Annotated in this window: 19 protein-coding genes and 1 other RNA gene; 5 read left to right on the top strand and 15 right to left on the bottom strand. The window is 62.7% G+C overall.

Features of this window, described 5'->3' with window-relative positions; genetic code table 11:
* Positions 1-80 precede the first annotated feature (80 nt).
* From SKA58_RS05430 to SKA58_RS05420, 4 genes are all read right to left on the bottom strand, one after another.
* Positions 81-404, bottom strand: a complete 324-nt coding sequence (locus SKA58_RS05430) for a YbaB/EbfC family nucleoid-associated protein (RefSeq protein WP_009821369.1) — start codon at positions 402-404, stop codon at positions 81-83.
* Positions 401-2,017: a DNA polymerase III subunit gamma/tau gene (locus tag SKA58_RS05425; RefSeq protein ID WP_009821368.1), complete on the bottom strand. Its 1,617-nt coding sequence runs from the start codon at positions 2,015-2,017 to the stop codon at positions 401-403. The genes SKA58_RS05430 and SKA58_RS05425 overlap by 4 nt, the downstream gene beginning before the upstream one ends.
* Before the next feature lie 47 nt (positions 2,018-2,064).
* An RNA gene (ffs, locus tag SKA58_RS19370) (signal recognition particle sRNA small type) lies at positions 2,065-2,162 on the bottom strand.
* Positions 2,163-2,230: 68 nt separating this feature from the next.
* Positions 2,231-2,653 carry an acyl-CoA thioesterase gene (locus tag SKA58_RS05420; RefSeq protein WP_009821367.1) on the bottom strand — a complete coding sequence of 141 codons (423 nt, stop codon included), beginning with the start codon at positions 2,651-2,653 and terminating at the stop codon, positions 2,231-2,233.
* A gap of 208 nt (positions 2,654-2,861) precedes the next feature.
* Between SKA58_RS05420 and SKA58_RS19810 the strand changes: the two genes are divergently transcribed.
* The gene (locus SKA58_RS19810) at positions 2,862-3,026 is read left to right on the top strand and encodes a hypothetical protein (protein ID WP_156784140.1); all 165 of its coding nucleotides are present in this window, start codon (positions 2,862-2,864) and stop codon (positions 3,024-3,026) included.
* Positions 3,027-3,129: 103 nt separating this feature from the next.
* Here the strand turns inward: SKA58_RS19810 and SKA58_RS05415 are convergent, their stop codons facing one another.
* The 6 genes from SKA58_RS05415 to SKA58_RS05390 all read right to left on the bottom strand — a co-directional run bounded on the left by SKA58_RS05415 (position 3,130) and on the right by SKA58_RS05390 (position 12,444).
* On the bottom strand, positions 3,130-3,783 hold the full coding sequence (locus SKA58_RS05415) for an outer membrane protein (protein ID WP_009821366.1): 654 nt from the start codon (positions 3,781-3,783) through the stop codon (positions 3,130-3,132).
* A gap of 176 nt (positions 3,784-3,959) precedes the next feature.
* Positions 3,960-5,354: an L-serine ammonia-lyase gene (locus SKA58_RS05410; protein ID WP_037542628.1), complete on the bottom strand. Its 1,395-nt coding sequence runs from the start codon at positions 5,352-5,354 to the stop codon at positions 3,960-3,962.
* Positions 5,355-5,356: 2 nt separating this feature from the next.
* Positions 5,357-9,553: a translocation/assembly module TamB domain-containing protein gene (locus SKA58_RS05405; protein ID WP_009821364.1), complete on the bottom strand. Its 4,197-nt coding sequence runs from the start codon at positions 9,551-9,553 to the stop codon at positions 5,357-5,359.
* Positions 9,553-11,589, bottom strand: coding sequence for an autotransporter assembly complex protein TamA (locus SKA58_RS05400; RefSeq protein ID WP_009821363.1), 2,037 nt, complete (start codon positions 11,587-11,589; stop codon positions 9,553-9,555). Before SKA58_RS05400 ends, SKA58_RS05405 begins: the two co-directional genes overlap by 1 nt.
* 77 nt (positions 11,590-11,666) lie before the next feature.
* The gene (locus SKA58_RS05395; RefSeq protein WP_037542155.1) at positions 11,667-12,146 is read right to left on the bottom strand and encodes a DUF1465 family protein; all 480 of its coding nucleotides are present in this window, start codon (positions 12,144-12,146) and stop codon (positions 11,667-11,669) included.
* 118 nt (positions 12,147-12,264) lie between these two features.
* Positions 12,265-12,444 (bottom strand): YdcH family protein, encoded by a 180-nt coding sequence (locus SKA58_RS05390; RefSeq protein WP_037542624.1) that lies wholly within the window; start codon positions 12,442-12,444, stop codon positions 12,265-12,267.
* 187 nt (positions 12,445-12,631) lie between these two features.
* Between SKA58_RS05390 and SKA58_RS19365 the strand changes: the two genes are divergently transcribed.
* The gene (locus SKA58_RS19365) at positions 12,632-12,790 is read left to right on the top strand and encodes a YdcH family protein (protein ID WP_009821360.1); all 159 of its coding nucleotides are present in this window, start codon (positions 12,632-12,634) and stop codon (positions 12,788-12,790) included.
* 105 nt (positions 12,791-12,895) lie between these two features.
* Here the strand turns inward: SKA58_RS19365 and SKA58_RS05385 are convergent, their stop codons facing one another.
* The 5 genes from SKA58_RS05385 to SKA58_RS05365 all read right to left on the bottom strand — a co-directional run bounded on the left by SKA58_RS05385 (position 12,896) and on the right by SKA58_RS05365 (position 15,566).
* Positions 12,896-13,264 carry a PilZ domain-containing protein gene (locus SKA58_RS05385; RefSeq protein WP_009821359.1) on the bottom strand — a complete coding sequence of 123 codons (369 nt, stop codon included), beginning with the start codon at positions 13,262-13,264 and terminating at the stop codon, positions 12,896-12,898.
* Positions 13,265-13,328: 64 nt separating this feature from the next.
* On the bottom strand, positions 13,329-13,793 hold the full coding sequence (gene dksA, locus SKA58_RS05380; protein ID WP_009821358.1) for an RNA polymerase-binding protein DksA: 465 nt from the start codon (positions 13,791-13,793) through the stop codon (positions 13,329-13,331).
* 553 nt (positions 13,794-14,346) lie between these two features.
* Positions 14,347-14,739 carry a hypothetical protein gene (locus tag SKA58_RS05375; RefSeq protein WP_009821357.1) on the bottom strand — a complete coding sequence of 131 codons (393 nt, stop codon included), beginning with the start codon at positions 14,737-14,739 and terminating at the stop codon, positions 14,347-14,349.
* A gap of 24 nt (positions 14,740-14,763) precedes the next feature.
* Positions 14,764-15,084, bottom strand: coding sequence for a hypothetical protein (locus SKA58_RS20270; RefSeq protein ID WP_083784852.1), 321 nt, complete (start codon positions 15,082-15,084; stop codon positions 14,764-14,766).
* A gap of 41 nt (positions 15,085-15,125) precedes the next feature.
* A complete protein-coding gene (locus tag SKA58_RS05365; protein ID WP_009821354.1) occupies positions 15,126-15,566 on the bottom strand; it encodes a host attachment family protein in 441 nt (146 codons plus the stop codon).
* 93 nt (positions 15,567-15,659) lie between these two features.
* Between SKA58_RS05365 and serS the strand changes: the two genes are divergently transcribed.
* From serS to SKA58_RS05350, 3 genes are all read left to right on the top strand, one after another.
* Complete coding sequence (serS, locus tag SKA58_RS05360) at positions 15,660-16,937, top strand: serine--tRNA ligase (protein ID WP_009821353.1); 1,278 nt, start codon at positions 15,660-15,662, stop codon at positions 16,935-16,937.
* An 84-nt stretch (positions 16,938-17,021) separates the two neighbouring features.
* Positions 17,022-18,077 carry a M23 family metallopeptidase gene (locus SKA58_RS05355; RefSeq protein WP_037542153.1) on the top strand — a complete coding sequence of 352 codons (1,056 nt, stop codon included), beginning with the start codon at positions 17,022-17,024 and terminating at the stop codon, positions 18,075-18,077.
* Positions 18,074-19,132, top strand: a complete 1,059-nt coding sequence (locus SKA58_RS05350) for a potassium channel family protein (protein ID WP_009821351.1) — start codon at positions 18,074-18,076, stop codon at positions 19,130-19,132. Before SKA58_RS05355 ends, SKA58_RS05350 begins: the two co-directional genes overlap by 4 nt.
* Positions 19,133-19,136: the final 4 nt, after the last annotated feature.

Below are 19,136 nucleotides of genomic sequence, written 5' to 3'. Positions count from 1 at the left end.
GCCCGGCACGTCAATCAATCGGCCCTGTGATAACAGGGCCGTCATGAACCAGAAGTGATCATTCCGGCCAGGTCCCCCGGTCAGAAGGGCAGCTTGAACCCCGGGGGCAGCGGCAGGCCGGCAGTCATCTTGCCCATTTCGGTATTGCTGACCTCATCGGCCTTACTACGCGCGTCGTTGAACGCAGCCGTGATCAGGTCTTCGAGCATCTGCTTTTCCGACGGCGCTAGCAGGCTGTCGTCGATCGAGACACCCAATATGCGCCCTTTTGCCGAGGCGCGCACCTTGACCAGCCCGCCACCTGCCGCGCCCTCGACTTCCAACTTGTCCAGATTGTCCTGGGCGCGCTGCAATTCTTCCTGGACGCGGCTCGCCATGCCCAGAATTTCATTCAGGTCCTTCATGCTTCTGCACTCCATCGTTCGAGCCTGTCGTCCAGCTCGGCATCGGGGAAAGCGGCCATCGCCGCCTTGACCACCGGGGTTTCCAAAATCCGGGCGCGCGTATCCGCCGCCTGTCGTTGTTCCTGTTCCAGCAGGGTTGGTTCAGCCGGCCCCTCGCCCGCCGCAACCTGCCACGCCGTCCCCGTCACCTCCCGCAATGCGGGAAGCAGGCGAGCAAGAAAGTCCGCTGGCAATTGTGGCGTTGGGCGATAGTCGAATTGCGGCGGTGCATAACGGATCACGCCCACGCAATCGTGCAGTTCCTGCGCCAGTTGCCCCTTACCACCCTGCCAAAAAGCCTCGATCAGGTCCGCGTAGGTCGCGGGCAAACGCGCAGACGCCGGCGCTGAAGACGCGGCACCAGCGCTGGAGCCCTCCGTACTGGCTGATGACGACGCGCCACCTTCGCGCAACAGGCGCGCGACCTCGGCGGGGTCGGGCATGGTTGCCGCATGCATGACACGCAACAGCGCCATCTCGCAGCTTTCGATCGGCAGGACCGCATTGGCGACTTCATCATGCCCCTTGAGCAACAGCTGCCAGAGGCGATGCAGCGGCGCGAAACCGAGTTGCGCGGCCCAGTCGGCCAGCATCTCTCGCTCCTCCGCGGGTTGACCGGGACTGGCAATGTCACGCCCGGCCTTCATCAGCGTGACGGCATGCACCAGTTCCATCAGTCCACGCATCAGCGCCAACGGCTCGACGCCCAGCGCATATTGTTCCCGCACGGCGGCAATGAGGCTGGCCGTTTCCCCTTCGAGCAACAGCGCCAGCAACCGGCGCACCGACCCGCGATCGGACAGCCCAAGCATCTCGCGCACCTGCGCCGCCGTCACCAGGGACGGTCCGTCGTCCATTTCTGCATGCGCGATGGCCTGATCGAGAATGGACAACCCGTCGCGAGCCGATCCTTCCGCCGCCTGGGCGATCAGCGCCAAGGCCTCCGGCTCGGCGGCGACGCTTTCGGCTTCAACGACATGGGTGAAATGGGTCGCCAACAATTCGGCAGGAATGCGCCGCAGGTCGAAGCGCTGGCACCGGGACAGGACGGTGACGGGAACCTTGTTGACTTCCGTCGTCGCGAACAGGAATTTCACATGCGCCGGCGGCTCTTCCAACGTTTTCAACAGGGCGTTGAAGGCGTTTTTCGACAGCATGTGCACTTCGTCGATGATGTAGATTTTATAACGGGCCGAAACGGCCGCATAGCGCACTGCCTCGATGATTTCGCGCACATCATCGACGCCGGTATGGCTGGCAGCGTCCATTTCCACCACATCGATGTGACGGCCCTCCGCGATCGCCTTGCACGGTTCACATTGACCGCATGGATCGATCGTGGGACCGCCCTGGCCATCGGGCCCGACGCAATTAAGCGCCTTGGCGATCAGGCGCGCGGTCGACGTTTTGCCCACGCCGCGCACGCCGGTCATCAGGAAGGCATGGGCCAGCCGCCCGCGCCGGATCGCATTGCCCAGCGTCTGGACCATGGCGTCCTGGCCAATCAATTCGCTGAAGCTGCGCGGTCGATATTTGCGCGCCAGAACGCGATAGGGCTGGGGTGAATCGGACATGATAGGGTCCTACCCGTTCAGGCAGGGATTGTCGAAGCCGGATGCTGGAGGGTGGGAGCCGGGACGACCCGCGGCGGAATCACTGTGGCTGCTTCCGTCAGGACCTGACCAGGTTCGCGACGGCCTCGTCCGCCCGACTCCCGATCGCGCATATGACGGTTTGCCGATCGAATGGCAAGGCCCAACCACAAACAGGTTCGCCTCTCCCATGGTTCAGCGCTGGTCTTCACCTTCATCATCAGCTGCGAAGAAATGCTGGATGACATCGCGCGCCAACCGCACCGGTCGCAATGTCGATGCATCGACACAGCACCAGCTCGATCTGACTTCAGCCAAAACCTCTTCGCCACGGCGAATAACGGTTTCGTAAAAGGCGCGCGCGCCCTGAACCTTTTCCAGCAGGACGGTCGCAATCACCTCATCATCCAGAAAAGTCGGCTTGCGATAGGTGATTTCGTGCTTGAGCGCGACCCACAGATGCTCCGTCACGGCCTCCGCAGGGGCCAGCGCGCGCCAATGGTCGAGCACGGCGTTCTGCACCCATTTAAGGTAGCTGGCATTATTGACATGGCCCATGAAATCAATGTCGTCCGGGTCGATGCCTACGGGATAGCTATGGGGAATCGCGTTACTCACAAGGCTGTAAATACCATCTTCGCATGACGACAGATAGGGGGCTGGTGGAAAATTGCAGATCTGGATTGAGCCTGGCTTTCACCTGACACAGGATGGCTGCCATGCCCGGCCGAACATGCCGCAATGCAGCAATTTGGCTCGAACGCGATTGACTCTGGCCGGACATCCGTCATGCTGTGCCGCATCCGTAACGAAGCCGGAGATTGTCATGGCTATGAGCAAGGAAATAGCGGCTCAAGTGGCCGCTCAATTGACGCAAGCATGGGCAATTCGATCCGGCGTGAAAAAGCCTGATCCGTCCAAACCTATCGAAGAACAAGTGCTTACGATTTACAACCGGCTTCTGGTTGCGGTGCAGCAACTGGACCGCTGAACCGTAGGGGCGGAAGGCTACCCAACGGAAGACCGCGTCCGCGAATCATGTTTGCCAATGCCGGGAGGAAGGCTGGCCGCAAGCCAGCCTTCCCCCTTTATGGTCAGAACCGCCAGCCGACGCTTGCGACCACCTGATGCCGATCCGTATCGACATCAAAGTCGGCGCTGGTCGCCCCGTCCATGTAATCGATGTGAGCATCGGTATAGTTGGAATAGCGATATTCCAGCTTCGCGAACGTGTTGGTGTTGATGGCGCGCTCGACGCCTGCGCCGATGCGCCAGCCATCAAGCTTGAACGACCGATCGGTCGTCTCATCGGTGTTGCCGGCGAGGATGTTCAGTTTGCTATTGGTGTAGCCGCCCTTCACGTAAACCAACGTGGCGGGGTTAGCCAGAATACCGGCACGCGCGCCGATATAGAGGTCGCGGCCCTGGCTGACGCGTCCGAACCCGAACTGGTCGGTCAGGTCATACCGATCACTCTTGGCAGTCGAATCCGTCCATTCGCCTTCGACACCGACGACCGCGCTGCCCAGATTGACGTCATAGCCTGCACCAATGCCATAGAGCAGACCGTCGATCGACTGATCGTCGCGGCCATTATTGTTGTCCACGTCGCTACCGGCGCCGACATGGTCATAACCCAGGATCGCCTCAACGCGCGGTCCGGTGAACGTCGATCCTACATCCTGCGCCAATGCGGGGGTGGCGACGCCAACGCCTGCCAGAAGAGTTGCGACCATCAACTTGCGCATAACAGATACTCCATTCGTCATTCTTCTCCCCTGATGGGGACGAGACGCACAAGTATCGCGGCTGGCAAGAGTTTCATGAACGGCAGATAAACAGCTGATTCTGTTGCATTATTGACACGAAACTGGCTCAATTGAGCGCTAAGATGAGCGCTACAGGCGACAGGCTGTCAATTCGTTCAGCATTCCACGACGTTGACCGCCAGCCCGCCCAGCGACGTTTCCTTGTAGCGGCTCGCCATATCCTCGCCGGTCTGGCGCATAGTTTCGATCACCGCGTCCAGGCTCACGATATGCCGGCCATCGCCTTGCAAGGCGAGGTAGGCCGCATTGATCGCCTTGACCGCACCCATCGTATTGCGTTCGATACAGGGGATCTGGACAAGGCCGCCAATGGGATCGCAGGTCAGGCCCAGATTATGCTCCATGCCGATTTCGGCAGCATTTTCGATCTGGCTGTTGGTGCCGCCCAATACCGCGGCCAACCCGGCGGCCGCCATGGAACAGGCAACCCCAACTTCCCCTTGGCAGCCCATTTCCGCTGCGGATATGGACGCGCGCTTCTTGTAAAGAAATCCGATCGCAGCTGCGGTCAGGAGAAAGCGGCGCTCCCCTTCCCGATCCGCGCCGGGAACGAAGCGGCGATAATAATGCAGCACCGCCGGGATGACGCCCGCTGCGCCATTGGTCGGTGCGGTGACGACGCGGCCGCCCGCAGCATTTTCCTCGTTCACCGCCAAAGCGAACAGGCTGACCCATTCGAAAATCTGCGCCGGACCTAGCGCGTCCTGCTGAAGCCGTAGCCGTTGATGAATGGCGCGCGCCCGGCGCCGCACTTTAAGGCCGCCAGGCAGCAGCCCTTCCTGCGCAAGGCCGCGCTCGATGGACTGCGACATGGCGTCGATGACCCGGTCCAGAAACGCTTCCGTCTCAGCCTGCGATCGCCATGCGCCTTCATTGCGCAGGACCAGTGTCGCGATGGGAAAACCGTGCGTCTCCCCCTGCTCCAGCAACTCGACGCCGGATGAGAAGGGATAGGGCTGCACGACATTATGGCCCAACGCCACATCATCGCTGACCGGCACGGTGCCCGGCAACACGGCCCCGCCCCCGATCGAATAATATTCGCGCACGAACGGCGCATCATCGCCAGCAAACCAGGCAGAAAAGCGCATACCATTGCTGTGCGCTTCCAGAAACTCCCCCATGTGGAAAAGGAGGTCGCGTTCGGCATCGAAATCCAGCCATTGGCCCTTCGCGCTGCCGGACTGAATCCGGCCGTCCCGGCGAATGGCAGCCAAAATGTCGGGTATCGCGTCTGGATCGACGCTTTCCGGGCTATGGCCCGACAAGCCCAAAAGCACGGCCGTATCCGTCGCATGCCCCCGTCCAGTAAGCGCCAGCGATCCGAACAATTCGCACCGGACGCGCTGCGGCGCGGTGGGCAGGCAATCCATGAACTGCAACGCCGCGCGCATCGGCCCCACCGTATGCGAACTCGACGGCCCAATGCCGATGGTGAACAGGTCAGTGACGCTGATGGCGGTGCCAGCATCGATACGGCTGTTGGTCACGATCAATAATCCCTGGAAACACGGACGTTGGCGCTCTGCCGGCCAAGCGTGGAGATGGCGCCAAGCAGGGACAGCCAGCGCGTCACCTGATATTCGATGCGGGTGGCGGAATAGCCCTGACCATCGGTGATCAGTTCGACATAGGTTTTGCGCGTCAGATATTTGCCTGCGGCGATGGACGTGCCTTGCCCCTGCGTCGGATCAGCCGCGATGATCCGCAACCGGTCCAGCCCTGCCGCCTTGCGCACGGCGTTGATGGGATCAAGCCCTCCTTCGCCCTGCAGGGATCCGACGGCCGACGCCAGTTGCAATGCTTCGGGCGCGGACAAGTTGGTGATCGACGTGCCGAACAGGATTCGGGAAAGCAGTTCATCCTGCGGCAATGCCGGCACACTGTTGAAACTGATGTCGGGCTTCAAGCCGGTTCCTCCGACATGGATCGTCGCGCCGAGGTCGCTGACATCCGCCTCGGCGTCGATATCCAGCGTGGGATTGACGGGAGTCTTGCCGTCGAATTGGATCCGGCCTTCGCGCAGGTCGAACCGGCGGCCGGCAAATTCATAGCCGCCGCGCACCAGTTCCGCCCGCCCGGCAATGGTCGGGTTGGTCACGGTCCCGCCGATATCGAGGTCCGCGCGCCATTCACTGTCGAGCCCCAGGCCCGTCACCATCAGCCGATTGCGCGCGCGGGCATGCACCGCCAGGGCCCAGGGCACGCTGGTGCGCGGCCGCTCGATCTCGTCCCCGCGCCGGTTGATTTCCACCACGCGCAGTTCGGGGATTTGCGCCACCGCCGCGGCGCGGCCCATGGTGAAGCGGCTGCGGTTCAGGATCAGGTCGCCGCCGATCGTGCCGCCCGCGCCGTTGGATTTGAGCGTCAGGGGCCCCGTCACCGTGGCAGCGATGTCATCCCGCTCCAGCAATGCGGCATTGTCCGCCTGAAGCGCCAGATTCATGCCCACGCCGGCGATACCGTTGAAGGTAAAGCGCCCGCTGCCCGTGACAGACCCGCCATTCTGCGCGCTGGCGGCAAAATTGTTGATGACCAGTTGCGCACCCGAAAAGCGCCCCTGCGCTTTGACGTTGCGCAGACGCATACCGGTCACGGCGCTGTTGATCGTTGCGTTGTCAGTCGCCAGCTGTCCGCTGATCTGCGGATTGGCGAGCGTGCCGCGCATATCCGCCGACACGCTGACCGGCCCGCCAATATCCACGATTTCCACGCCCGTCAGCCGCCAGAGCGTGTCGGCTGTCCCTGCATAGCGCAACTGTGCAAAGAGCGGCGCCGCGTTGAGGCGTGAAACAAGGCCACCCTCCCTGCCCAACGGCGTCAGCAAGGCCTGCCCGCGACCAATCGTACGTCCGTCGGCGACAAACAGCATTCGGGTCGCCAGGCGGTCGGGCGTCAATGCAACATTGACACCGACATCGACAGGTCGCGAGCTAAGCGACAGGCCCGATCGCGACAGGCCGCGAATGCGCAACTCCGCCTTGCCGGTGGGCGGACCGCCCTGCGGCTGCGCGTAGCTGAGCGATCCCGTCGCCATGCCGCCCAGTCCCAGATTATCGTAGGCGATGTCCAGCAGCGACAGGGGAAGGGTCTGCATCCGCGCTTCTACATGCGTGGATTCCCCGCCCAGTTCGCCCGCCAGTTGCAACGAACCGCCGGCATAGCTGATCGTTGCGGGCGACAACCGCCAGCCTTCGGCCGTTCGCGTCACAAGCGCCGCGCGGGTCAGCCGAATGGGACGTTTGTCGATCGTCCCCTTGGCGGACAAACGAATGCTGTCGGGTTCGACCTGCGCTTCGCCTTGCAGGTCGAACAAGCGTCCCCGCTGGCCGGACAGGCTGCCGCTGACCTTGCCCCGGCCATCCACCAGATTGGCGGTAAGCGCCATGCGCCCCACCAGAATGCCGCCCAGCCGCAAGCCCCGTGCCTGCGCCGTGGCCGTAACATTGGTGCCGTCCGGATCAAGCAGGACGGTGGCGTCCAGCGATCCCCGCCGGACCTCGATCACGGTCGGCCCGGCAAAGCTTGCGCCACTGGCGGTCAGCTTGACCTGCACTTGCTGGATAGCGTTGACGGGCCTGAAGCCGACATATCCGGTGACTGGCCCAGTGACGCTCAACTGCCCCTCCAGGCCGCCGGGCAAGGGGCGGATGTCTCCGCTTGCATTGACGCCGGAAACCGACAGCTGCGCCACGCGGACCACCGCTTGCCCGCCCTGCGGCAGGAGGATCACACCGCGCCCGTCGAACGGCCCCAATATCGACCCACCCTGCGCGGTATAGCTGTAGCCTTCGCTGTCGGGAACCAGATGCGCCTTGACGTCGCGCAGGCCCAGGGCATCGAGGGGCCGTTGCAATATCAGGTCGATCGTCGGCCGTTCTATGCGGCCATCGAGGACGAGTTGCAACGGGCCGTAGCGGTCATGATCGCCGCTGCCCTCGAAATGAAAACTGCCGTCACGCCGCCTGATTCCGTCCGCCCTGAGCGAGAGCAAGGGCGATTGGAGCGTGAGGCCGTTGAACGCCAATTGTCCGTCTGGCCGCAATGCCAGGGCGCTGCGCGCGATGGGCAGTCCGCCTCCCAAACCGTTGAGGAAAGCATTATCCAGCCGCCGCATCTGCGCCAAGGCATTGCCGCTAAGGCCGAACCCCCCATCGGGACGCGGCGTCGCGCGGAGCTTGGACGTCAGGTCAACGATACCCAGACCCCGAATGAACAGACTGCGAATCTGGCCGTCCAGGCCGAAATCATAGCGGCCGCTTTTCAGGTCGAGCCGCATCACCAGCTTGCCCTGAAGTTTGTCCGACCTGACCTCCATGGGATTGCTGACGAGCTGCTGGCCCCTGAATTGGAGAACGCCATCCAGCGCAAAATTGCGGACGATATTACCGACAAGGTCGCCATGACCATCGAGCCTTTTTGCCCGCAATTTGACCGGGATCAGCAAGGGACCGTCGCCCACGCCCCGTCCGCTGCCTTCCGCCCGGACATCGGCGATCACCGTCTTGTCGAATGTGAGCTGGCGCGCTGTCAGCAAATAATCGAAGCCCAACCGGTCGAGCGGCCCATCAAGCCGCACCTTGGCCCGGATATCGTGCCCGCCCATGGTGCGCAGCAAAGCCTGAGGACGGGCCAGCGTCACTTGCAAAAGCATGTTGTCGAGCGCGTTGTTGCGCAGGTCGATCGCGCCATCCGCTGTAAGGTCAAATGCCGCCGAGCGCAGCATCAACTTGCCATCGATGATACGGTTCTCGAACCGCCCATCGGCGCGCACGGACAGGCGCGGGTCGGCCATGCGCCGGATGAGACCGCCGCCAGCGATCGCCCGACCCTCGATCGAACCGCGAGCCGAATAAGCGCCACTGCGCGCCGCCAGAACAAGATCGGCGGCGGGTGCGCCGTCCAGCGTCGCGTCCAACTGGCCATCCCACTGGCTCCAGCTGCCCTTGCCGGTGATGCGCAGATTGGCGTCTTGTCGCAATCCGGCCATCGTCGCCAAAAGTCCTTTGTTCGGGGCGTTGACCGTCACGTCGAGCTTGAAGCGATCATCGTCTGGTCGACTGTCCAGCGCGATGGTCAGGACATCGCTGCCATCAAGCGTACGGGCGGACAGGTCGATGATCGCGCGTCCGCCGCGAATGTCGGCGTCCCCCGCCATCGTCGCAATCTGCGCCCGCCCGGTTATGGCCGGCGCGATTGACAGGCGGCCAACCGAAAATTGCATCAGGCGGATGTCGAACCCCGGAAGGATCGGGCCGCGCCGCTGCGTGGGGTTGAGCTTGGGCAGCTTGCTGAGGGACGCTTGCGGAATGGACAGACGGTCAATGTCCAGACGATTGGACAGCCAGGCGAAGGGCCACCAGTCCAGTTCCACCCTGGGTGCCTTGAAGAAGGGCCCAGCCGGATCCGACAAGGTCAGGTCGCGCAACACCGCCTTGCGATAGATGCTGCCTTCGATGGCGCCGACCTGGATGCGCAGCCCCGAAGAGGTTTGTATCGCGGCGATCCGGCTGGCGAGGAAACGGTGCCCCCCATCGGTATCAAGCCACGTCAGTGCGCCCGCCATGATCAGGAACAGCGCGGCGAGCAGGCCCGCCACCCACCGTTGCCATCTCCCATCCCAGGCGCGGCGCGGCGTGGTCGCGGCAGGCGGCGGAATGACAGGTGGCGACGGACTTTCCTCGGGCATCAGAAGGCCTGACCCAGCGAGACATAGACCGCGATCTTGGGGTCACCAGATTGCGGGTTGATCGGCGTGCCGACATCCACGCGGATCGGCCCGAAATTGCTGTAATAACGCACGCCCAAGCCCGCACCGACCCGCAAGTCCCGGAACCGGGGCAGGAAACTGGTGGAGATATTGCCCGCGTCCACAAAAGGCACGACGCCAAAATTGCCAAAGCGGATGCGACCCTCCAGCGAAAATTCAGCCAGGCTCTTGCCGCCGACGGGATCGTCATCCTCACCATAGCGCGGGCCGATCGCCTGATAGCCATAGCCGCGCACCGACGCGCCGCCACCGGCATAGAAGCGGCGGGACGGCGCGATCTGATCGACCGTGGAGCCAAGGATGGTGCCAAAGCGCGCGCGCGCCGCCACGACGACGCGCTCGCCCACCGGTTGGTAGGCACTGCCGTCCAGTTGCACTTTGGTGTATCCGAATGTCTTGTTCTGGAATGACAATTCCGGGCTGATCCGCCCGCCGAGGCGAAAGCCTTTGGTCGGATTGAGCAGATCATCGCTCCCGTCATAGGTCAGGCTGAGCGGAACGGCGCCAATCAGGAAGGTGCGCCGCGCGCCCCCGGAAAAGGCGTCCGCTTCATCCGACGCGATCAGCTCCGCGCCAATGCGCCAGACCCAGTTTTTCTGAAACAGGATGTTGGTCTGCCGCTCGAGCGCACCGGCCAGGGTGATGGTGCGGGCGTCATAGGCATCGCGGCGAATATTGCTGACGGACACCAGCCCGGTCAGCACATTGTCACGCCGGTGAAAATTGTTGCGGCGATAGGTGAAGGACGCGGTCTGCTCCTGCGTGCCGACCACTCCGCGCACGGTAACGGCACCTTCGGGCGGAAAAAGATTGCGGTGTTGCCAGCTGACTTCCGCGCGATAGCCTTCGCCGGTGCCATAACCCAGTTCGCCGGCGATCGTCCGCAGCGGCGCCGGGCGCACATCGACATCCAGGTCGACATGCTCGCCATCGCCCGCATCGCGCGGCGTCAGCGACACGGACGACGCCAGACCGGTTGCCACGATCGCCCGGCGGAGATCCTCGACATCCGACGCCATATAGGTGTCGTCGGGATCGAAACGTGCGATTTCCTGCACATGATGGGCATCGAACAGACGGTCATCGTCCATGCGGATGGCCCCAAAGCGCCGATATCCCCCCGGCGCGATAATGATGTCCAGGTCGCCCTTGCGCTCTTCATGGTCGATTCGCACTTCAGGCTCGTCGACCCTGGCGAAGGGAAAGCCATTTTCCGACAATGCCGTTTCCAACTGGGCCTGACCCGCGATGATCGCGTCGGCATCCACCGGATCGCCAACCTTGGGCGGAAAGGCCGCGCGCAGCGTCGCCTCTCGCTCGCCCGTTTCGGCAAGACCCGTCACGTCCACGGATGACAGAAGATAGCGCGTGCCAGGCGTAATCGTGAAGCTCACCAGCAGCCGGTCGCTGCCCGGCACAGGGGCCGCGACATTGCCCCGTACGCGCGCCGCATAATAGCCTTTTGCACGCAAAAGCCGGTCAAGCAGGTCTCTATCCTCTGCGATACGGCGGTTGATCTGGGCAAGGTTCGCGGCCTTGTCCTCGCCCTGATGCAGCACCGACAGCTCATCGAAACGCTGACGAAATGTCGTGTCGGCAACGCCATCGAGTCCCGTTAATGCCACGGTATAGCGCCGCTCTTCGCCCGCGTCGGCGAACGTCGCGGCGGCTTCGGCCGGTTCGGTCGTCGTGACGTCGAACGCTTCGATCGGCGCGCCAACCTGATCGGCCGGATCAGGGGCCAAGGGCGCGACGCTGTCAGGTTGATCCATGTCGGGCCAGTCCAGACCGATATCAGGCATAGCGTCCAACGAAGCGTCGGTATCAGGCAGCGTAGGCGCGGCGGTATCCTGTGCTAGCGCCGGATAGGGAGCGAGCAGCAGCAACGGCGCAAATGCGAGCCGGGAATGCGGTCGGCCAGAAGCGCGGCGTCGGATCCGCAAACCATGGGTCATGGCGCCGGTCTAGACCAAGAATGACGGAAAACACCAGCGCCGAACATCATCTCAAACAGCTGCGATCCGCCCAAGCGTCAGAAAGCGGTGTTCAAGCGATCCAGCAGGGCGCGGGCGGGACCAGCGTCCTGGGCTTTCGGATCGTCGTTCATATGACCGATCCGATCCTCCAGTCGCGCCACCCGATCGTAGAGGTCCTGACTGCCCTCGATCAGGGCGCGCGCTTCGAAGGGGAAGCCTTCCGTCAGTGTCGGGTCGGTCAAACTGGCGCGGCCAAGCCGATATTTTTCATCGACGAGGTCTGCATCGCTGATTTCTCCGCGTTGCCAGGCGCGCTGGCTCAAGAGCCAGGCAATGACATGCATCAGCCGCGTCGTCACCTTCAGCGATTCGCATGCGAAGGACACACGCCGCAGCGGGTCGACCGTTTCACCTCTTCCAAGAGGGTCCCCATCGAAATAGGCGCGCGCCTCATCCGCCATCATCATGGCTTCGAGATAAAGGCCGTCAACCAATCGGCGATGGAGGCCAGGATCCAAAGACGCAACGTTCCGCATCACGGCTAAGTGACACAGATGGACGCCTTTGTCAGCGGGCCAAGGCGAGAGCAACGCGCCTTCCCTGTCCCATTAGGGGTCGATCTGGTAACGTCAGGCTGGGGCGACAGCCTTAGGCTCAGGCGATAATGTCAGGCACCAGTTCATCTTCCAGCGCGCAAATCTCGTCCTTCAGGCGCAGTTTACGCTTCTTCAGCCGGGCGATCTGCATCTGATCGCTGCTGCCTGCATCGACCAGAGCCGCGATCGCGCTATCGAGATCGCGATGTTCGACGCGAAGCAACTCCAGACGGCGCATGATATCTTCCCGGCTCACCGTCGTTGCTCGCATCCCCAGTGCATGGTGCGACCCGTGGTAGCGTGCGATCCCGGTGCGGGCCACCGCAAATTTATGGGCGGCCCATCGCAAAGGCGCAAACGCCGCGAGACAATCAGAAGGTTTCGTGATTTAATCGGAAATCCATCGCCCTCGTAAGGAGAATGTCATGGAAAACAGCCACATCTCAGCTCTTTCAGCCAAGCACGCAGGACTCGACGCCCGGATCAAGGCGGAATCGAGTCGTCCCATGCCGGACACCACCCTCGTTGCCTCGCTTAAAAAGCAGAAATTGCGGCTGAAGGAAGAAATGGCTGCGCAGCATTAAGCGCAGACTAGTCCATACAGGGCGGGACCGGCAGACAGTCGGTCCCGCCCGTCCTGTAGCGATCCTCTTTTTATGATGTCATGCCTCGGCGCAAGGGTTACGCTGTCAACGCAGGCGACCGGCTGGCTGGCTTCTCAGATAATCCGGCAATTGTTGCGCAGGCCCTGACGACACCGGCTTTCTTGCCAACTGCGGATCGATGACATCGTCAAATGCCAAGCCAACCTTATTGTCGCGCGACCAGGCGATATTGCCAGTGATGCGCCCCACACCGCGGAGATCCAGGACGACCTTCTGCCCAGCCGCGAGCGGCATCTCGCAATCCGCCATCAAGCCAGTCGCCGAAAGGTTCCGAATGCGGGCACGACCCAAGGATCGACCGTCCGGGGCAAAAAAACTTGTCATCAGGAACAGGCTGTCGCGCGGCGACGATCGCGCCGGTCCCCGATCAGAAATGCCCTGCTCTTCGTTCATTCCGTACCCGCAAAATCTAATGTGTTCCGGTAACGATCACTAGGCACAGGCAGTGGAAAAACCGTTAATCGTCGCGTGAGATTTTTTCCTGCCGTTCGTGGCGTTCCTGCGCCTCGACCGTCATGGTGGCGATGGGACGCGCTTCCAGGCGACCAAGCGAAATGGGCTCGCCCGTGACTTCGCAATATCCATATTCGCCATCGTCGATCCGCCGCAGGGCCGCATCGATTTTCGAGATGAGCTTGCGCTGGCGGTCGCGCGTGCGCAACTCGATCGACCAGTCGGTCTCGCTCGACGCGCGGTCGTTGAGATCGGGTTCGCGTAGAGGCTCATTCTGAAGAACGGCCAGCGTCCCCTCCGCTTCGGCGAGAATCTGCTTCTTCCAGTCCCACAGCCGCTGACGGAAATATTCCTGTTGCAGCGGATTCATGAATTCCTCGTCGGCCGAGGGGCGATACTCTGCAGGGAGGGTTACGGACGATTTGGGCGGCTTTACGCCGTCTTTATCGGAATTCAGCACCGACGCCATCTGGCTCTCCGACTCGTTGGCCCGGCGCTTGAAGTTCCGGGGCACCCATGACTTTTCATTGAGGGCGCCTCATAGCCATCGGCGCGGGACGACACAAGCGCACATTCGACTGGCCCAAACGGCTTTTCCTTCAAAACCCTATGCGCCCGCAGGGATGAAAGGGAGCGACTCATCATCCGGCGGAAGGCTGATGCCGACGGCGGCCCCCTTCATATGCGGGCCAGTGGCCGTATCATAGTGGGACGTTAACCATGATTGCTGACGCTGCCCCCTGAATTCAGTGGACTTGTCGACAGGATTCAGAGTTAACGACCTTGCGGTTAACCTTTTCTTCTGCGCTTTTATGAAAAGGCAGCCTGACCCGTTCCGACCTGGATCGGTGGGCGATAAGACAAGAGTGGATTCCTATGTCGGTTCGGATGGCCTTGGCTAAATTATGCGCTTGCACTTGCGGAGGCGCGATCATTGGCGGCGGCGCGGTGCATGTCGCTGAAAGCGCACGTCCTGCTGTGGTCCATAGCAGCAAGAGCACGAAGGCCGCGCCCAAGAAGCGCTATGCCGTTCGGACCGTGAAGAGGAAGGTCGTCAAGACGGCCGTAGCCTGCGCGCCACAGACGGTGACAGTCACCAGCCAACCGGCGCCTGTCCCCCTGCCCGCCCCCTTGCCGCCGGCTGAGATGCCGATGATGTCGGGCGGCGGTGGCGCCGTGCCGATCGTCATGGGTGGCGGCGGCGGTTTTGGCGGCGGCGGCTTTATTGGCGGGTTCTTCGGCGGTGGCGGCAGCGGCGGCGGTTCCGTCGTCATTTCCTCGACCAGCAGCTCAACGGGCGGAATCAGCACATCGACGTCATCGGGCGCCACCAGCAGTTCTTCCTCGTCCAGTTCCAGTTCGTCCTCGTCGTCTTCGTCCTCAAGCTCTTCGTCCAGCAGTTCAAGCGGCGGCAAGCCGGGTAAACCCGACAAGCCCGATCACCCTGGTTCGACCGGAGGATCGTCTGGCAGCAGTTCTTCGTCCTCGTCGGGCTCATCCGGTTCGTCGTCGAGCAGTTCGTCCAGCTTCGGCAGCACCGGCAGTTCATCGACTTCATCATCGACCAGCAGTTCGTCATCGACAAGTTCTTCAACGAGCAGTTCGACGGGCGGATCGAGCACAAGCACGGGCGGCACGGACGTACCCGCACCGCCTATGGTTCTGCTCTTCGGCGCAGCAGCCGTGGCGCTGGTGGCGCGCCGACGTTTCGCCGAACGCAAGGCGCAGGCGGCAGCCTGATCCGTTTCCCTCAGGGGCATGTAAGGGGTGGCTCCGGGGGGCCACCCCTTTTTTTGCGGCTTCAGCTTGCCGAGATGACCTTTTCGATTTCCGGCACGGGGTGATTCGTCAGATCCTTGGCAATTTCGCCGACGATCCGGTCCTGCACCTCCTTATGCAAATGCTTGCGCATTTCGCCCAATGCCGTTGGCGGGGCGACGATGATCAGCTTTTCAAATTCCTGCGCAAGAGCGCGACGCTTCAGCATATCGGCGGCATCGGCCGCGAAGCGCGCCTCCTCCAGATCATGGAAGTTCACTTCGTCCATGGCGCTGCGATGGCTGCCGACCGAATTGTGCGATCGACCCGGCGCATCGGTTGCCTGATCACGGTCGGCGGGATTGTCCTGCTCCTTAACGGTCTCCGCCTCCAGATTGGGATAGGCCGCATCGCCCTTGTTCCGGAAGAACAACATCTTGCGACCATCGGCCACCAGCACCATCGTATCATGTTCGATCTGCATCGCCTGTCTCCTTTGTTCTTGGCTGACGCTAAGCTAACGGATGACGGGCCGTGGGGTTGCGCCACGGGCTGGGCAGCGGCATAGGCTTGCGCCATGCACGACATCCGCTTCATCCGCGAAAACCCCGCCGCTTTCGACGCCGCGCTTGGCCGCAGGGGCCTGTCCCCCATGTCCGCCGAGATCATCACGCTCGACGAGAAAAGCCGCGCGCTCAAGACGGAATGGCAGCAGGCGCAGGCGCGTCGCAACGAAGCGAGCAAGGCGATCGGGCAAGCCATGGCCGCAAAGGACAGTGCTACGGCCGATGCGCTAAAGGCCGAAGTCGCAGAGTTGAAGGATCGCATGCCTGCGCTGGAGGGTGAGGAGCGCGCGGCTGGCGAGCAACTGACGGCGCTACTCTCCGCCATCCCCAATTTGCCGGCGCAGGATGTGCCCGATGGCACAGACGAGGTCGATAATGTCGAGGTGGCCCGTTGGGGCACGCCGCGCGCCTTTGCCTTTCCGCCGCAGGATCATGCCGATTTCGGTCCCGCACTCGGCCTTGATTTCGAAGGAGGCGCCGCCTTGTCGGGCGCGCGCTTCACGGCGCTTCGCGGACAGATGGCGCGGCTTCATCGCGCGCTCGCCCAGTTCATGCTGGATCAGCAGACCGTGGCGAATGGCTATGAGGAAACGATCGTCCCGCTGCTCGTCAAGGATGCGGCGCTGTTCGGAACGGGCCAGTTGCCCAAATTTGCCGAAGACCTGTTCAAGACCACGGATGGTCGGTGGCTTATTCCCACCGCCGAGGTGTCGCTCACCAATCTGGTTGCGGACCAGATCGTGCCGGAAGAGCGCCTGCCGCTGCGCCTGACGGCTTTGACGCCCTGCTTCCGGTCCGAAGCCGGATCGGCCGGCCGGGATACGCGCGGCTTCATTCGCCAGCACCAGTTCGAAAAGGTGGAACTGGTGACGATTTGCCGGCCCGAAGAGTCGGAGGCCGAACATGAACGCATGGTCGCCGCCGCGGAGGGCATTCTCCAGGCGCTCGCCCTGCCCTATCGCAAGATGCTGTTGTGCACGGGGGACATGGGGTTTGGCGCACGCAAGACCTATGATCTTGAGGTTTGGCTGCCCAGCCAGGACACTTATCGGGAAATCAGTTCGGTCTCCAATTGCGGTGACTTCCAGGCGCGGCGCATGAACGCGCGTATGCGGCCGGACGGCGGCAAGCAGACGGTGTTCCTGCATACATTGAACGGCTCGGGCCTTGCCGTTGGGCGCACACTGGTCGCGGTACTGGAAAATTGTCAACAAGCCGACGGCAGCGTCGTCATCCCTGACGCGCTGGCACCCTATATGGGCGGGGTCACGAAGCTGGAGCCGCGGTAAGAGCAGCCCTCCCTGTCCTCCCGCGTGAATATCTGCGCTGCTTGAGGGCTGGCAAGCGCGCTCTGATGCGATACACAGACATAGATGCCTGTTTCCCCCCGTCCGCTCCTTTGCGCCATCGGCCCGCTGTTGCTCACAGGCTGCATCCCGCAGCGGGCCGAGCGGGATGCCGCGGCCATTGCTGTGCCGACGCCGCCGCCCGATCTTGGCGCCGACGCGACCACGGTGCGATTGGCTGAACCAGAGCCGGTCTGGACCGCGCAGCAAGTCGTCGCCAATGCCCGGACTGTCCCCGCTTCCAACTATGTGGTGCGCGCGGGGGACACGTTGCGTGGCGTCGGCAATCGCACCGGGGCTGGATCGGAAATCATCGCCAAGGCCAATGGGCTGTCGCCGCCCTATGCCCTGCGGGTCGGGCAGACACTCCGCATACCCGGCGGCCGCTATCACCTCGTCGCTGAAGGCGAAACAGGCATCGCGATCGCCGCCGCCTACGCCGTTCCCTGGCGCCGCATCGTGGAAGCGAACGGCCTGGAGGAGCCCTATGTCCTGCGGCGCGGCCAACGTCTGTTGCTGCCTGATGCTCCAACGGGCGATGCCCGATCGCTGGAGCAGCGGGCAGCCGCGTTCCGCATCGACATTGACGATGTATTGACCGGCGGTCAGCCGGCCGCGCGGGACAACGCGCCAGTGGTGGCAGCTTCCACCAAGCCCCGGCCGCTGCCGTCCAATGCGCCGATTGCCCAGCCATCCGGTTTTGCCGGCAGCTTTGCATGGCCCCTGCACGGAACCATCCTTTCCCGGTTCGGGCCGGGCCAGAGCGGATCGAAGAATAATGGTATCGACATCTCTGCCCCTGTTGGCACGCCCATCCGCGCATCGGCCGACGGTGTCGTCGCCTATGCCGGCGACAAGGTCGCGGTGTTTGGCGGCCTCGTCCTGATCAATCACGGCAGCGGCTGGGTCAGCGCTTATGGCCATGCCAGCCGGGTCGATGTGGTCCGCGGGCAGAAAGTGTCCAAGGGACAGGTGATCGGCCTGACCGGCGACACCGGCTATGCCAGCAAGCCCAAATTGCATTTCGAACTGCGCAAGGACCGCGCGCCAGTCGATCCCCTCGGCAAGTTGCCCCCAGCATGAGGATCGACAAGGCAAACGCACCCTCGGCCATGGCGGGCTTTCTGCGGCGCCGATCGTCCATGCCGATGTGGATGGACCTGACTTGGCGAGTCCTGTTGCTGTTCGGGCTGATCTCGCTGGTTTTGCTCCTCCACTGGATCGGGCGAGACGGGCTGAAGGATAATCTCGACAATCAGATCAGCTTCATTGATGTCCTGTATTTCACGACGGTCACGGTCACGACCGTTGGCTATGGCGACATTGTCCCGATCACACCCGAAGCCCGCCTGTTCGAAGCCCTGTTTGTTACGCCAATCCGGCTCTTTGTCTGGCTGATTTTCCTTGGCACGGCCTATAATCTCTTTCTCCGCAACATTTTTTACAGGTGGCGCATGGCACGCATCCAGGCCGATCTGCACAATCACATCATCGTCACAGGCTTTGGCACCAGCGGGCAGGAGGCGGTGCATGAACTGCTGGCGCGCGGCACCGATCCTCGCGAAATCGTCGTCATCGATGGCAGCGAAAAGGCGCTGGAACTGGCCGAAGCCCATGGGTGCAACGTGCTGTGCGGCGATTCGACCCGCGACAAGACGCTGAAGGATGTCGCCATCCATCGGGCGCGTAGCATGATCGTGTCTGCGGGGCGCGATGATACGTCGATCCTGATCACCCTGACGGCCCGCCATCTGGCCCCTCGCCTGCCAATCAGCATCGTCGTGCGGAACGAGGATAATGAAGTGCCCGCGCGGCAGGCCGGCGCGACGACGGTCATCAACCCTGTAAGCTTTGCCGGGCTGCTGCTGGCCGGCAGCACAACCGGCGAGCATATTGCCGATTATATGGCGGATCTGGCCGCGTCCGGGGGCCGGGTAAAATTGATCGAACGGGCGGTGCTGCCGGAGGAAATCGGCCAGCCGCTGTCCGCCATCCGCACCGGCCTTGGCCTGCGGGTCTATCGGGGCAAGCGCCCCATCGGTTTCTGGGAGGAGGATTCCCGGCGGTTGCAGACCGGCGATGTCATCATCGAAATCGCCGAGGGCGACGGACATGGGAACGCCCTGCCGCCTATCTGAGTCG

The organism is Sphingomonas sp. SKA58, from assembly GCF_000153545.1.
GTDB lineage: Bacteria > Pseudomonadota > Alphaproteobacteria > Sphingomonadales > Sphingomonadaceae > Sphingobium > Sphingobium soli.
This window is presented reverse-complemented; position numbering and strand designations above follow the sequence as displayed.

Excerpts from the sequence above, each read along its gene's own strand:
- SKA58_RS05430 (WP_009821369.1), bottom strand. The coding sequence starts at position 404 with ATGAAGGACCTGAATGAAATTCTGGGCATGGCGAGCCGCGTCCAGGAA.
- SKA58_RS05425 (WP_009821368.1), bottom strand. The coding sequence starts at position 2,017 with ATGTCCGATTCACCCCAGCCCTATCGCGTTCTGGCGCGCAAATATCGA.
- SKA58_RS19810 (WP_156784140.1), top strand. The coding sequence starts at position 2,862 with ATGGCTATGAGCAAGGAAATAGCGGCTCAAGTGGCCGCTCAATTGACG.
- SKA58_RS05415 (WP_009821366.1), bottom strand. The coding sequence starts at position 3,783 with ATGCGCAAGTTGATGGTCGCAACTCTTCTGGCAGGCGTTGGCGTCGCC.
- SKA58_RS05405 (WP_009821364.1), bottom strand. The coding sequence starts at position 9,553 with ATGCCCGAGGAAAGTCCGTCGCCACCTGTCATTCCGCCGCCTGCCGCG.
- SKA58_RS05400 (WP_009821363.1), bottom strand. The coding sequence starts at position 11,589 with ATGACCCATGGTTTGCGGATCCGACGCCGCGCTTCTGGCCGACCGCAT.
- SKA58_RS05395 (WP_037542155.1), bottom strand. The coding sequence starts at position 12,146 with ATGCGGAACGTTGCGTCTTTGGATCCTGGCCTCCATCGCCGATTGGTT.
- SKA58_RS05390 (WP_037542624.1), bottom strand. The coding sequence starts at position 12,444 with ATGCGCCGTCTGGAGTTGCTTCGCGTCGAACATCGCGATCTCGATAGC.
- SKA58_RS19365 (WP_009821360.1), top strand. The coding sequence starts at position 12,632 with ATGGAAAACAGCCACATCTCAGCTCTTTCAGCCAAGCACGCAGGACTC.
- SKA58_RS05385 (WP_009821359.1), bottom strand. The coding sequence starts at position 13,264 with ATGAACGAAGAGCAGGGCATTTCTGATCGGGGACCGGCGCGATCGTCG.
- dksA (WP_009821358.1), bottom strand. The coding sequence starts at position 13,793 with ATGGCGTCGGTGCTGAATTCCGATAAAGACGGCGTAAAGCCGCCCAAA.
- SKA58_RS20270 (WP_083784852.1), bottom strand. The coding sequence starts at position 15,084 with ATGCCCCTGAGGGAAACGGATCAGGCTGCCGCCTGCGCCTTGCGTTCG.
- SKA58_RS05365 (WP_009821354.1), bottom strand. The coding sequence starts at position 15,566 with ATGCAGATCGAACATGATACGATGGTGCTGGTGGCCGATGGTCGCAAG.
- serS (WP_009821353.1), top strand. The coding sequence starts at position 15,660 with ATGCACGACATCCGCTTCATCCGCGAAAACCCCGCCGCTTTCGACGCC.
- SKA58_RS05355 (WP_037542153.1), top strand. The coding sequence starts at position 17,022 with ATGCCTGTTTCCCCCCGTCCGCTCCTTTGCGCCATCGGCCCGCTGTTG.
- SKA58_RS05350 (WP_009821351.1), top strand. The coding sequence starts at position 18,074 with ATGAGGATCGACAAGGCAAACGCACCCTCGGCCATGGCGGGCTTTCTG.